Here is a 13246-nt window from a genome sequence, read left to right on the forward strand (position 1 = left end):
TCGACCGTGTGCTGTGGAAGGAGATCCGAGGAGAAGCAGCTGCGAGAGGGATCAGAAGCTTCGTGATCGCAGCGGATCCCGATGCTGTTCCGTTCTATCTGACACTCGGGGCTAAAAAATCGGTGACAAGGAATCGAGCGTCATCCCGGGCAGGTTCGTCCCGATCTTGCGGATCACGATCTGACAGGTGACGGAGAAGCGTGCAATGTAACTCACCGCGGCGTTGTGCTCGAGAGAACCGAAGCGACCGACGGTTGCGAGTGAAGTTGCAGCGGAGCAGTGGCCGGGTGTTTGATCGGTCCGACTGTCGACTTGGACGCCGTTGGCGCCCCGGCTCCGACTACGCTGCCCCGTCTTCGCCGGCCTGCATTTCGTCCGCCCCAATGCAAAAACCCCCGCCTTTTCGGGCGGGGGTTTCTGGCTTAGGGAGCCTGACGATTACCTACTTTCACACGGGAATCCGCACTATCATCGGCGTAGAGTCGTTTCACGGTCCTGTTCGGGATGGGAAGGGGTGGGACCGACTCGCTATGGTCATCAGGCAAAGAGGGTTGTCGCGTTGCTTCGCAACGCGACCAATCGGGAAGAAGCAGTAATTTTGAGTTGTGAGCTGTATCTCACACGTACGCGGTACTTCAACCGTCGTACGTCGAGTGCGCTGCACTCGACGCTCGATGTCCGTAAGCGCTAAAGCGCTAACGGGCATCGAGACAGACTTGTTATAGGATCAAGCCTTACGGGCAATTAGTATCAGTTAGCTGAACGCATTACTGCGCTTACACACCTGACCTATCAACGTCCTGGTCTCGAACGACCCTTCAAGGGGATCTAGTCCCCAGGGATATCTCATCTTAAGGCGAGTTTCCCGCTTAGATGCTTTCAGCGGTTATCTCTTCCGAACATAGCTACCCGGCGATGCCACTGGCGTGACAACCGGTACACCAGAGGTTCGTCCACTCCGGTCCTCTCGTACTAGGAGCAGCCCCCTTCAAATATCCAACGCCCACGGCAGATAGGGACCAAACTGTCTCACGACGTTTTAAACCCAGCTCACGTACCTCTTTAAATGGCGAACAGCCATACCCTTGGGACCGGCTACAGCCCCAGGATGAGATGAGCCGACATCGAGGTGCCAAACACCGCCGTCGATATGAACTCTTGGGCGGTATCAGCCTGTTATCCCCAGAGTACCTTTTATCCGTTGAGCGATGGCCCTTCCATACAGAACCACCGGATCACTATGACCTGCTTTCGCACCTGCTCGACTTGTCGGTCTCGCAGTTAAGCACGCTTATGCCATTGCACTATCAGCACGATTTCCGACCGTACCTAGCGTACCTTCGTACTCCTCCGTTACGCTTTGGGAGGAGACCGCCCCAGTCAAACTGCCTACCATGCACTGTCCCCGACCCGGATCACGGGCCAAGGTTAGAACCTCAAACAAACCAGGGTGGTATTTCAAGGACGGCTCCACCGAAACTAGCGTTCCGGTTTCATAGCCTCCCACCTATCCTACACAGATCGGTTCAAAGTCCAATGCAAAGCTACAGTAAAGGTTCATGGGGTCTTTCCGTCTAGCCGCGGGTAGATTGCATCATCACAAACACTTCAACTTCGCTGAGTCTCGGGAGGAGACAGTGTGGCCATCGTTACGCCATTCGTGCAGGTCGGAACTTACCCGACAAGGAATTTCGCTACCTTAGGACCGTTATAGTTACGGCCGCCGTTTACCGGGACTTCAATCAAGAGCTTGCACCCCATCATTTAATCTTCCGGCACCGGGCAGGCGTCACACCCTATACGTCCACTTTCGTGTTTGCAGAGTGCTGTGTTTTTATTAAACAGTCGCAGCCACCAGTTTATTGCAACCCCTTCACCCTCCTGGCGCAGGCCAGTCAAGCTACAAGGGCGTACCTTATCCCGAAGTTACGGTACCAATTTGCCGAGTTCCTTCTCCCGAGTTCTCTCAAGCGCCTTAGAATACTCATCTCGCCCACCTGTGTCGGTTTGCGGTACGGTCATCGTTAGACTGAAGCTTAGAGGCTTTTCTTGGAACCACTTCCAATTGCTTCGCTCCCTAAGGAGCTCGCGCCACACCCTTGAATTGCGCACCCGGATTTGCCTAAGTGCCTTCTCCAATGCAGCGACCGGGACTTCCAACACCCGGACAACCTTCCGCGATCCGTCCCCCCATCGCATCTAACAATGGTGCAGGAATATTGACCTGCTTCCCATCAGCTACGCATTTCTGCCTCGCCTTAGGGGCCGACTCACCCTACGCCGATGAACGTTGCGTAGGAAACCTTGGGCTTACGGCGAGGGGGCCTTTCACCCCCTTTATCGCTACTCATGTCAGCATTCGCACTTCCGATACCTCCAGCACGCTTTTCAACGCACCTTCGCAGGCTTACGGAACGCTCTCCTACCATGCGAGCATAGCTCGCATCCGCAGCTTCGGTATATAGCTTAGCCCCGTTACATCTTCCGCGCAGGACGACTCGATCAGTGAGCTATTACGCTTTCTTTAAAGGGTGGCTGCTTCTAAGCCAACCTCCTGACTGTTTTAGCCTTCCCACTTCGTTTCCCACTTAGCTATATTTGGGGACCTTAGCTGGCGGTCTGGGTTGTTTCCCTCTTGACACCGGACGTTAGCACCCGATGTCTGTCTCCCGTGATTGCACTCTTCGGTATTCGGAGTTTGCTATGGCGGGGTAATCTGCAATAGACCCCCCAACCATGACAGTGCTCTACCCCCGAAGGTGAGACACGAGGCACTACCTAAATAGTTTTCGGAGAGAACCAGCTATTTCCAAGTTTGTTTAGCCTTTCACCCCTATCCACAGCTCATCCCCTAACTTTTCAACGTTAGTGGGTTCGGACCTCCAGTACGTGTTACCGCACCTTCATCCTGGCCATGGATAGATCACTTGGTTTCGGGTCTACGCCCAGCAACTGAACGCCCTATTCGGACTCGCTTTCGCTACGCCTGCCCTATACGGTTAAGCTTGCTACTGAACGTAAGTCGCTGACCCATTATACAAAAGGTACGCCGTCACCCCTTACGAGGCTCCGACTGTTTGTATGCATGCGGTTTCAGGATCTATTTCACTCCCCTCCCGGGGTTCTTTTCGCCTTTCCCTCACGGTACTGGTTCACTATCGGTCGATCACGAGTATTTAGCCTTGGAGGATGGTCCCCCCATCTTCAGACAGGATTTCACGTGTCCCGCCCTACTTGTCGCACACCTAGTTCTTTCATACTGTTTTCGCCTACAGGGCTATCACCTGCTATGGCCGCACTTTCCAGAGCGTTCGGCTAACAATACAAATAAAGAGTGCAAGGCTCATCCCATTTCGCTCGCCACTACTTTGGGAATCTCGGTTGATTTCTTTTCCTGCGGTTACTTAGATGTTTCAGTTCACCGCGTTCGCTTCACTAGACCTATGTATTCAGTCTAGGATGACCCAAAAGGGCCGGGTTTCCCCATTCGGACATCTACGGATCAAAGCTCGTTTGCCAGCTCCCCGTAGCTTTTCGCAGGCTACCGCGTCCTTCATCGCCTGTGATCGCCAAGGCATCCACCACATGCACTTGTTCGCTTGACCCTATAACGAGTCTGTCTCTCCGACAGTCGTTACAGGTTGAGTTTTCGCGTTGTGCCGTATTCCAATTGATGTCGGTCCGGCGTTAGCGCTTTAGCGCTTACGCTGGCCCCACTCCCGAAGGGAGTAGACCCGAATCATCTTGAGATACATCGATACAATCACAACCCGGATAGTTTTCACGTCCATCTCAAGACGCTTCCGCTATCCAAATTACTTACTTCTTCCAGATTGTTAAAGAACGACAGCCGATACGTACTACGTATCACTCTGACTGGCTCAATCGCCAATGGCAAATGCTCGTCTCACACGTCACTTTCGTGTGATCCAAACGCTTCCCATTGAAGATTGGTGGAGGCAGACGGGATCGAACCGACGACCCCCTGCTTGCAAAGCAGGTGCTCTCCCAGCTGAGCTATGCCCCCATGTACAGAATATTCTCAGGTATGAGCCTGTCGGCTTGAGGTACTCGTAAGCGCTAAAGCGCCAACGATCATCGACACGCCAGACAATGGTGGGTCTGGTTGGATTCGAACCAACGACCCCCGCCTTATCAAGACGGTGCTCTAACCGACTGAGCTACAGACCCCTGAGTCTGTCTTTAATTTACAGCCGATAAGCGTGAGCGCTCAACTTCGCGAGATAGCTCTGGAAAGGAGGTGATCCAGCCGCACCTTCCGATACGGCTACCTTGTTACGACTTCACCCCAGTCATGAATCCTACCGTGGTGACCGTCCTCCTTGCGGTTAGACTAGCCACTTCTGGTAAAACCCACTCCCATGGTGTGACGGGCGGTGTGTACAAGACCCGGGAACGTATTCACCGCGGCATGCTGATCCGCGATTACTAGCGATTCCAGCTTCATGCACTCGAGTTGCAGAGTGCAATCCGGACTACGATCGGTTTTCTGGGATTAGCTCCCCCTCGCGGGTTGGCAACCCTCTGTTCCGACCATTGTATGACGTGTGAAGCCCTACCCATAAGGGCCATGAGGACTTGACGTCATCCCCACCTTCCTCCGGTTTGTCACCGGCAGTCTCCTTAGAGTGCTCTTGCGTAGCAACTAAGGACAAGGGTTGCGCTCGTTGCGGGACTTAACCCAACATCTCACGACACGAGCTGACGACAGCCATGCAGCACCTGTGTATCGGTTCTCTTTCGAGCACTCCCGCCTCTCAGCAGGATTCCGACCATGTCAAGGGTAGGTAAGGTTTTTCGCGTTGCATCGAATTAATCCACATCATCCACCGCTTGTGCGGGTCCCCGTCAATTCCTTTGAGTTTTAATCTTGCGACCGTACTCCCCAGGCGGTCAACTTCACGCGTTAGCTACGTTACTAAGGAAATGAATCCCCAACAACTAGTTGACATCGTTTAGGGCGTGGACTACCAGGGTATCTAATCCTGTTTGCTCCCCACGCTTTCGTGCATGAGCGTCAGTATTGGCCCAGGGGGCTGCCTTCGCCATCGGTATTCCTCCACATCTCTACGCATTTCACTGCTACACGTGGAATTCTACCCCCCTCTGCCATACTCTAGCCTGCCAGTCACCAATGCAGTTCCCAGGTTGAGCCCGGGGATTTCACATCGGTCTTAGCAAACCGCCTGCGCACGCTTTACGCCCAGTAATTCCGATTAACGCTCGCACCCTACGTATTACCGCGGCTGCTGGCACGTAGTTAGCCGGTGCTTATTCTTCCGGTACCGTCATCCCCCGGCTATATTAGAACCAAGGATTTCTTTCCGGACAAAAGTGCTTTACAACCCGAAGGCCTTCTTCACACACGCGGCATTGCTGGATCAGGCTTTCGCCCATTGTCCAAAATTCCCCACTGCTGCCTCCCGTAGGAGTCTGGGCCGTGTCTCAGTCCCAGTGTGGCTGGTCGTCCTCTCAGACCAGCTACTGATCGTCGCCTTGGTAGGCCTTTACCCCACCAACTAGCTAATCAGCCATCGGCCAACCCTATAGCGCGAGGCCCGAAGGTCCCCCGCTTTCATCCGTAGATCGTATGCGGTATTAATCCGGCTTTCGCCGGGCTATCCCCCACTACAGGACATGTTCCGATGTATTACTCACCCGTTCGCCACTCGCCACCAGGTGCAAGCACCCGTGCTGCCGTTCGACTTGCATGTGTAAGGCATGCCGCCAGCGTTCAATCTGAGCCAGGATCAAACTCTTCAGTTTAAACCTGTTACTGTTTTCGGTTCTTTCGAACCGGTCGCTCACTCAAAGCTGACAGGAATATGAATTGCTTCATAAACCTGACTTACTTTAGTGTGAGACTCTTGATACTTTCGCTATCTGATCCGAGGATCAGCTCGCTTCCATCAAGCGCCCACACTTATCGGCTGTTAATTTTTAAAGAGCATTTCTGCGAGGAACATCGTGTTTCCCAGCAGCGCTGCGTTTTCAGCAGCAGAGAAGCGAGATTATGAACCGTGTTTCGCAGATCGTCAACAACTTTTTGAACTACTTCGTTGCGACTGCGGGGTCCATCTTCCTGCGCCAGCCGTGCGCGGCAACTGCTGCACACCACCGACTTCGCTTCCCCTCTTCCGCGCCGCGTTTCCGTTAGCGCGAAAGAGGCGTGATTCTATGCACCCGCCCGCATCTCCGCAAGCCCCTTTGTGAAATTATTTTGAGCAAGCCTCCGTGCGCTGCCGCGCACGGAGGCTTGGGGCTCGACGGGCCGCGCATCGCAACGCGAACCGCCGGCCATAAATACCGGACAAGCCTCTCTTTCCTCATATATATACGAGGCCAACGGCATGCCCTTCGCAGGCGCGCTCCGGGTTCGCATCCGCGCCCATCAACGGGCCGCCGAACCCGATGTCGCGCCGCTCAGCTGCAACGTCGCGCGTTCGTGCCTTCATGGGTTTCGCAACCCTGTCCTGCGGATCGGACAAGGGGGCTCGCGCCGTCGAGTATCATGCCGCGACCGAACCACGCACTCACATCGACGATGGACAGCACCACTCAACCCGACGACGCCGATCTTCGCGACGAATATGCAGCGCTGCGCGAGCGCGCCATCCTGCTCGAAGAACAGGCCCCGCCACTTCTGCAACGCATCTCGGATGTATTGCCGCGGATCAGCGGCGAATCCGAACTCGCGGACGACCACCGCGAACGGCTCATCGGTGCACGCAATGCGGCGCTGGTTTCGATCGAAAACTATCAGCAGGCGATACCTTTCCTGCAGACGGCCGACTCGATCATCGAGCAGATGGACAAGACGCCCGAGCGCGACGAGGACATCGAGTGGCGTGAATCGCTGCTGCAACGGCTCGACGAACTGATCGACGTCGCGGTCGTGATGATCGACGATGCGGAAGACTACTTCGACCAGGCGCAAGCCTGCGATCTGTCCAGCGTGCCGAAATCCATCCTCGAGGATTGAGCAGTGCCGCTGGGGATCGCGCGGCGCACCGGCTTCATGTCGAGTGCGTCCGCCATCCATATGTTTGCCGGCCGACAATCACTGCCTGACTCCGTCGACGTCCGGCAGACCGCGCCTCTCCCGCAAAAGCTCACCTCGTCGTGGCAACTGTCCTGCGGCCGCCGCGCGCCGCCACTACAGTGAATCGAGCACGATCGTCTCGCTCACGATCGGCACACGGATATATCCGCCCTCCGCATCGCCATACGCGTGCGCGTTCCCGTCGATCACGTATTGCGCCGTCAGTGCGCACAGAGTTGCATCTCGCGCATCGACGGATTGCAGCGTCGACACGTCGATCCCCAGTCGCTCCAGCAATTGCCGGCGCTGGTTGCGCTTCTGCTTCGCCGACGCAACCGCCTTGCCCAGCATCGCGCAGGTAATCGCGTAAGGATAGGTTTCGAAGCTCGCGCGCCCGCCCGCATAGCGCGCGCCTGTCAGCAACGGATAGGCGTCCGCCAGCGCCCGGTATACGCGCTCCCCGATGAACATCCAGTCGAAGAAGCCCGACGTGCTCGCGACGGCCTGCTCCCGCGACGGCGTCGGAAAGCACGAGATCCGTTCGCGCGCGAGCGCCTGTTCGGCGGCCCGGCGTCCGACACCCGCCCACCAGAGACTCGGTGCGTCAACACCGACGGCCACGACGTCATGGGCGAGACACAGCACAGGCAACGCCTCCGGCGCGATCCGCCGTTCGCGACAGACGACCATCGACCCGCGCAGGATCACGAGATCGCATAACTTCTTGTCGCCCCCGACGTCGACACCCGCCACGGCAAGCGATTGCCGCGCGGCGGATTCGATGGCTCGGGCCGATCGCATGGGGGCGCCTCAGTCCGCGGGCCGTGCGTCGTACGCGGCGTCGAAGATCGCCTCGAGGCCGGGATGCACGCCGCGCATCGGGTCGACGACCGACTTCGCCCAGTCGAAGTACGCCTGCTTGCGCTCGAGCGGCCAGTCCGCGGGCGGATGCCGCGCGATGTCGCGCAGGTTGCAGATCTTGTCGGCCAGCTTCACGAGCTTCGCGCGCCGGCTGATGGTCGCCGCATGCTCGACCTGCAGGCGCTTGCGCTCGTCCTTCGGCAATGATTTGTCGTCGGTGACTTCCATCACGATGTCCGCCACATCCTTGCCGAACAGCCGCAGCAACTCCTGCTCGGTCGTCTCCGTATCCTCGACCGTGTCGTGCAGCACGGCCGCGACGATCACGCGCTCGTCCTCGACGCCGGCTTCATTGGCCAGCACGTCGGCGAGTGCGATCGGATGATTGATGTACGGCGACGCTTCTTCGTCCTTGCGCCGCTGATTGCGATGCTTGTCCGCCGCGAACGCGATGGCGGCTACCAGTTTTTTCATATTCCCCCCTCGTGTGGCCAGTCCCGCGACCGGCAAGACCGGCCGCGTGCCTTTCGGAACCGCACATACTACCTGCACGCGATGACCCTTCCCGCGCACCGGCATCCCTTCGCCCCCACATCACACGCCGGCCGGCGCGCGCTGCAGTTCGACCACGTTGACCCGAGCGCCGAATACGTCCTTCACGAGCGGCAGCAGGTGGTCGTGGTGCGTCAGGAACAGCACCTGGGTTCGCGTCGACAGATCGCGCAGCGCGTCGAGCCCGGCTTTCGCGCGCGCGTCGTCGAAGTTGATGAACAGGTCGTCGGCAACGAACGGCAGCGCGGTCCTGCTGCCGAGCTGCAACTCCAGCGCCGCGATCCGCAGCGCGAGGAACAACTGGTCGCGCGTCCCTTCGCTCAACCCGGCAACCTCGACCGACGTTCCCTTCGTCCGCCGTGCATACAGCGCCGGCGGTGTCCGTTCGGTATCGACGGTCAGCCTCGCGAACTCGCCCAGCGTGAGCACGGCAAAGATCTCGCCCGCCCGCCTGAGCATCGGCCCCTGCTTCTGGTCGCGATAGCGGTCCGTCGCCCACTTCAGCAACCGGCTCGCGGTGGCCGCCTCCAGATACTGCTCGGCCGCGTCGCCCATCGCCGCCAGCGCTTCCTGCCGCTTCGATTCCGCGACGGCCGCGTTCGCCTGGCCGTCGATCGCGCCGAACGCCTGGTCGGCCACGACCTGCTGTTGCGCGAGCTCGTTCAACCGCTTGCCGACATCGCCCAGCGACTGCTTCACAGCCTCCAGACGCGCCGGCACGTCGGCGATGTCCTGTTCCGCGACCTCCGCCTCGACGGCCGAACGGGACAGCCCGTCGCCGTCGCGCACCAGCGCCTCGTGCGCGGCATCGACCGCCTGCCGCAGCTGGCGCTGCCGATCCGAACGTTCGGCCAGCGGCAGCGCCGCATCGATCGACGCCACGCCGGCCAGCTGAAGCAGCGGCTGGATGCGCGCATCGGCGCCCGCCACCGCGGCAGCCGCATCCGTGACCTTGCCGTCGGCCTGCCGCACGGCTTCGTCGGCACGCTCGATCGCGCGCGCGATTTCCCTGGCAGCCGTGAGGCGCGTCGCCAGCCTGCGTGCAACGTCCGGCCAGTCGCCGCTCGTCAGCCATTCCGGCGCAAGCGCCTCGGCGAGCCGCCGCGCACCGGCCTCGAGCGCGGCCAGCTCAGCGCGGATCGCCGCGATCCGGTTGCGCGGCGCATCGGCATCGGCCAGTTCGGCCGTCACCGCATTCGCGAGCCCGAGCGCGCCCTCCGCCGCCGCCAGCGTCACCGCGCTCGCGGAAAGTTTCGCGTCGGCCAGCGCGTCGCGCCATTGCGCTTGCCACGCATCGTAGGCTGTTTGCGCATGGCCGGCCCGCGACTGCGCCATCGCGCATCCGCGTTCGGCTTCCCGCGCGCGATCGTCGAGGCTGTCCTTCTGCGCGACCGCTTTCTCGGCCGACTGCACGAAAGCCTCGGCGATGGCGACAAGTGCCGCCAGTGCGTCCGTCTCGCCGCCTCGCGACACTGCGTGCAGCGCCGAACGCAACGCGGCTTCGGCGCCGGCCCGCGCCGCCCGAATCGTGTCGAATTCGCGGCGCTGACGGTCGAAATCGGCCTGCGCGACGAACACCGCGTCGCGCTTCGCGAGCCAGTCGCCCATCGCCGCCAGCGGCATGCCGGGCACCGCGGCCGTCGTCGCAAGTTCGGCCCATGCGTCGCGGTGTGCGGCCAGTTCGCGTTCGCGCTCGTCCAACGCAGCCTGCCTGCGCGCCGCGCCGGCTCGCGCGGATTCGACCTGCTGACGCAGCGATTGCAGCGTCGCCGCCGCCTGCGTCGCACCGAGTTGCGCATCGACAAGTTCGTCGGCGAGGCGAATTGCGTCGTCGACCGCCGGTGCGCCTGTTGCGAGGTCGACAGCACCGCTGCGGATATCGCCCCATGCGCCGTCGCGTCGCGCGCGCGCCGCCAGCACGTCGGCGGTCGTGACGACCTTGTGGTTCTCCGCGAAATGCTTCTCCTGCAGTTCAAGCCGCTCGAGCTCTTCGAGCGCGCCGTCCCGCGCGTCGCGCGCGGCAGCAGCCGCGCTGGCGCGCTCGCTGTCTTCCTTGAGCAGCGCGCCGAGCCGCGCCGCCGACGGCACGTCGAGCGCGCGCAGCGTGTCGACGGGCATGCGCCACTGGCCGAGCGCATCGAGCGCGCCGGACAGCGTGCGTTCGGCGGCGGCGATTTCGTGTTCGAGCGCCTGTTCGCGCTGGCCGCTGTTGCGAAAGCCCTGCGCATCGGCGAGCGCCGCGCGCAGCGCTTGCGGCACGTCGACGGTCGACAGGCGCGCCCGTTGCTCCTGCACCTGCGCAAGCTCGCGCGTGCGTTCGTCGAGCGATTCGCGCGCACCAGCGAGCGCCTGGTGCAGCGCGCCGTGTTCGCGCAGCAGGTTCGCGACGGTCTTCAGCGACAGCGCCGTCGGCAGCGACGCGCGCAGCGCCGCTTCGTCCGTCGGCCAGTCGAGCTGGGCGGCCGCCGAAAACGCGGCGGACAGGTGCCGCTCGACGTCGGCGCCGAGCAGCAGCAGATCCTGCGCGTGATTCATGCAGGCGCCGCGCAGCCGATCGAGCGCTTCGATATCGGCCTCGAGCGCCAGCGTGTCTGCGTCGGCATCGATCGCATCGCGCGCCTGCCGTTTCGCAAGCAGGTCGGCACGCCGTTCTTCGAGCACCTTCTGTTCGGCCGCGAGATCGCCCTGCGCCTTCAGCAGATCCGCATACGCGGTCGGCGGCAACTCGACGACCGCACCGAGTTCGGCCAGCGCCGCGTCCTTGACCGTCAGCTCCTTCAGGTATGGCGCCAGCCGCCGCACGCGTTCGAGCTTCGAGCGCAGCGATTCGAGCTGGCGCTGCTCCGCGCGCGCGTGCTCGATCTGCTGTTCGACCGCTTCGCGCGCATCCTTGCGATCGACCCAGTCGCGCGTGCGCACCTGGACCGTCTTCAGTTCGGTCACGGCTTCGTTGAACGACGTTTCGGCCAGCGCAAAGGCGCTGCCGCTACGGCGCGGCGCCCAGAGCTCGACCGAACGCGCGTCGAGCTCCTCGCGCACCGGCCCGAGACTACCGACACCGGCGGCCGATTCGAACAGCACCTGGCCGAGCTTGTCGGATGCGTCGAGAATGCTCCGGCCGCCGTCGACCAGCCGCCCGTGATCGAGCCCGAACATCTGCTCGAAGAACTCGCGCGTCGCGCCGTCGAGGATCGCGGCCAGATAGTCGTCGGGCAGCTTGTCGTCCGCAGGCGTACGCAACGGACTGCGCCCGCGCGCGCGGTGGAACGCGAGTTCGCCCGTACCGCTCTCGAGCACGCCGCCGATCCGCAGTTCTGGCGTGCTGTGCAGGAAATCGAGCGGCGTCTGCAGTTTCATCCCGAACAGCAGTTCCGACACGGCCGTGCGGATCGTCGACTTGCCGGCCTCGTTCGGCCCCACGATCACATGAAAATCCTCGCCGGCCGACGGGAACCGCAGCGTCTCGTCGGTGAACTTGCCGTACTTGATCAGATCGAGCTGGCTGATGCGCATCGCTTACTCCCCCCTTGCCAGCCGCGCGAGCAGCGCGGGCCCGACCTGCCCGACCAGCGCCGTGAGCTCGCCTGCACGCGCCATCGTCAGCAGCGGCACTTCCTCCTTCACATCGCTGCGCACCTTGCCGACGAACGGCTTCAGGTCGCGTTCGAGCAGCGCGAGGAAATCCGGATCGTGCGCGGCTTCGGCCAGGATCTGCTTCAAATCCTCCAGCGCTTCAAGCTGCTCGCTCTCGCCCTGCTGATGATCGGCAGCGGACGTCGCGAGCCGGACCTTCTCCAGCCACAGCCGCTCGTTGCCGATGATGCCGATCTGGTTCAGCACCTCTGCGCGCAACTGCGGCGCGCGGCCGAAAAAGAGCCCATGTGCGGGCGTGCGCCCCGTGACCGTCACGCGCACCGCGCGCGGCACGTGACCGTCGACGGTCAGCAGCGTCTCCAGCGACTGGCCGATCTTTCTCGACAGGTCGGCGACCGTGAAGCAATCGGATGCGTCGACCGACACGGCTTCCCAGCGCAGCACGTCGAGATACAGGCGCTCGACCTGCGTGCGGCCTTGCTCGACCGTCACGAGCACCGCGCCGCGGCGCCCCGTCTCGCGGATATGGCGCCCCTGCAGGTTGCCGGGAAACACGACGGTGGACGGCCCCGTCCATTGCTGGAATTCGTGCACGTGGCCGAGCGCCCAGTAGTCGTAGCCCTTCGCGTGCAGTTCGGCCAGCGTGCACGGCGCATAGTTCGCGTGCGCCGCGTAGCCTTCGAGCGCCGTGTGCAGCACGCCGATGTTGTAGTACCCGGGCACCGGGTCGGGATAACCGATCGCGAGATTGTCGACGACGGCCTTGTCCTTGAAGCTCTGCCCGTGCAGCGCGACGTCGAATTCCGGCAGCGTGTGGGTTTCCGGCTTGCGATGGCCGAACACGGTAACGTTGTCGGGCAGCGTCAGCTTCTTCGTCATCTCGCTTTCGGCATCGTGGTTGCCGCCGAGGACGAACGCGCGGATGCCGGCCTTGCGCAGGCGCCCCATCTGCTGGCCGAAGAAGATGCCGGTGTTGTGATCCTTCCAGTCGCCGTCATACAGGTCGCCGGCGATCACGAGGAACGCGACTTCCTCTTCGATCGCGCGATCCACGAGTTGCCGCAGCGCCTCGCGCGACGCGTTGCGCAACTGCGCGGCCGGTGCGTCGGGATACGCGCTCAGGCCGTGCAACGGGCTGTCAAGGTGAATGTCTGCCGCGTGGATGAACTTCACGAA

The 13246-nt window shown here is 61.4% G+C and carries 5 protein-coding genes, 2 tRNA genes, 3 rRNA genes and 1 pseudogene; 2 read left to right on the forward strand and 9 right to left on the reverse strand.

What is annotated here, in order from left to right:
• Window positions 1–5 precede the first annotated feature (5 nt).
• Window positions 6–184, forward strand: a pseudogene (locus LXM88_RS00445) (GNAT family N-acetyltransferase); the annotation flags it as partial.
• 245 nt (window positions 185–429) lie between these two features.
• On the opposite strand, the gene rrf reads toward LXM88_RS00445, so the two are convergent.
• The 5 genes from rrf to LXM88_RS00470 form a co-directional block, all read right to left on the reverse strand.
• Window positions 430–542 (reverse strand): 5S ribosomal RNA (gene rrf / locus LXM88_RS00450).
• Between the two features lie 181 nt (window positions 543–723).
• Window positions 724–3605, reverse strand: a 23S ribosomal RNA gene (locus LXM88_RS00455).
• Window positions 3606–3951: 346 nt separating this feature from the next.
• Window positions 3952–4027, reverse strand: a tRNA-Ala gene (locus LXM88_RS00460).
• Between the two features lie 87 nt (window positions 4028–4114).
• A tRNA-Ile gene (locus LXM88_RS00465) sits at window positions 4115–4191 on the reverse strand.
• Window positions 4192–4254: 63 nt separating this feature from the next.
• Window positions 4255–5787, reverse strand: a 16S ribosomal RNA gene (locus LXM88_RS00470).
• The 16S, 23S and 5S rRNA genes sit together here with 2 tRNA genes alongside, the layout of an rRNA operon.
• Window positions 5788–6532: 745 nt before the next feature.
• Here LXM88_RS00470 and LXM88_RS00475 point away from each other — a divergent pair.
• Window positions 6533–7003, forward strand: a complete 471-nt coding sequence (locus LXM88_RS00475) for an ATPase (RefSeq protein WP_262531089.1) — start codon at window positions 6533–6535, stop codon at window positions 7001–7003.
• A gap of 174 nt (window positions 7004–7177) precedes the next feature.
• On the opposite strand, the gene LXM88_RS00480 is transcribed toward LXM88_RS00475, so the two are convergent.
• From LXM88_RS00480 to LXM88_RS00495, 4 genes are all read right to left on the reverse strand, one after another.
• Window positions 7178–7864, reverse strand: coding sequence for a DUF429 domain-containing protein (locus tag LXM88_RS00480; RefSeq protein WP_262531090.1), 687 nt, complete (start codon window positions 7862–7864; stop codon window positions 7178–7180).
• Window positions 7865–7873: 9 nt separating this feature from the next.
• Window positions 7874–8398 (reverse strand): HD domain-containing protein, encoded by a 525-nt coding sequence (locus tag LXM88_RS00485; protein ID WP_047904598.1) that lies wholly within the window; start codon window positions 8396–8398, stop codon window positions 7874–7876.
• 120 nt (window positions 8399–8518) lie between these two features.
• Window positions 8519–11989 carry an ATP-binding protein gene (locus tag LXM88_RS00490; protein ID WP_262531092.1) on the reverse strand — a complete coding sequence of 1157 codons (3471 nt, stop codon included), beginning with the start codon at window positions 11987–11989 and terminating at the stop codon, window positions 8519–8521.
• Window positions 11990–11992: 3 nt separating this feature from the next.
• A complete protein-coding gene (locus LXM88_RS00495) occupies window positions 11993–13243 on the reverse strand; it encodes a metallophosphoesterase family protein (RefSeq protein WP_262531094.1) in 1251 nt (416 codons plus the stop codon).
• Window positions 13244–13246 lie beyond the last annotated feature (3 nt).

The sequence above is a fragment of the Burkholderia sp. S-53 genome, assembly GCF_025560745.1.
Lineage (GTDB): Bacteria > Pseudomonadota > Gammaproteobacteria > Burkholderiales > Burkholderiaceae > Burkholderia > Burkholderia pyrrocinia.

What these genes read in the sequence shown, in the direction of transcription:
- LXM88_RS00480 (WP_262531090.1), bottom strand. Translation starts at nt 7,864, where the DNA reads ATGCGATCGGCCCGAGCCATCGAATCCGCCGCGCGGCAATCGCTTGCC.
- LXM88_RS00485 (WP_047904598.1), bottom strand. Translation starts at nt 8,398, where the DNA reads ATGAAAAAACTGGTAGCCGCCATCGCGTTCGCGGCGGACAAGCATCGC.
- LXM88_RS00490 (WP_262531092.1), bottom strand. Translation starts at nt 11,989, where the DNA reads ATGCGCATCAGCCAGCTCGATCTGATCAAGTACGGCAAGTTCACCGAC.
- LXM88_RS00475 (WP_262531089.1), top strand. Translation starts at nt 6,533, where the DNA reads ATGCCGCGACCGAACCACGCACTCACATCGACGATGGACAGCACCACT.